Annotated in this window: 2 protein-coding genes; one reads left to right on the forward strand and one right to left on the reverse strand. The window is 75.9% G+C overall.

The window, feature by feature from the left end:
- Positions 1-304 (forward strand): helix-turn-helix domain-containing protein (locus BFN33_RS49025; RefSeq protein ID WP_370743403.1); only part of this gene is annotated, 304 nt, incomplete at its 5' end.
- A 31-nt stretch (positions 305-335) separates the two neighbouring features.
- Here BFN33_RS49025 and BFN33_RS53800 read toward each other — a convergent pair.
- The coding region (locus BFN33_RS53800) for a hypothetical protein (protein ID WP_141758092.1) at positions 336-573 on the reverse strand (238 nt) is incomplete at its 5' end.

The following is a 573-nucleotide window of genomic DNA, read 5'->3' on the forward strand; positions in this document are numbered from 1 at the left end:
GGAGCGGGTGCCGCGTGTCATCCCGCCAGACCCTCGCCTCCTCGAACGACGACGGCGGATCGCTGCCCAGATCAGGGCCGCCCGGCTGCACGCGGACCTTTCACAGCAGGACGTCATCAGGCGCACCGGCATGGACCGGTCCGCCTACCAGGACATCGAGGCGGGCCGTGCCAGCCCGCTCCTCGACAGCCTCCTGCGCATCGCCGACGCGATCGGCGTCCCCCTCGCTCACCTCGTCCGCGAGGAGCGGCCCCCACTGCCGCGCGAGGCACAGGGGCCGCCGTCAGGCCCGCCCGGACCGTGACCGCCGCCGGCCTCCGGTACGAGCGGGAGCATCACCGGCCGAGGCCCGCGGGGTACGGGGCGGCGTGCGACGGGGACCGGCGGCACAGCACTCGGTGCAGAACCACGACGGTGCCCGCCCCGGACGCACCACCCCCGGGCACACGCTCCTCCTGGCCCGGGGGGATCGGCTGGTCGCAGCGGTCGCACATCATGCGGCCACCGCCGCTCGCGCGTTGCGCCACGCCTGCCGCAGCCGTGCCGCCTCCGGGCAGTCGGCACCCTCCTTGC

This window comes from Streptomyces sp. LUP47B, assembly GCF_001746295.1.
Lineage (GTDB): Bacteria > Actinomycetota > Actinomycetes > Streptomycetales > Streptomycetaceae > Streptomyces.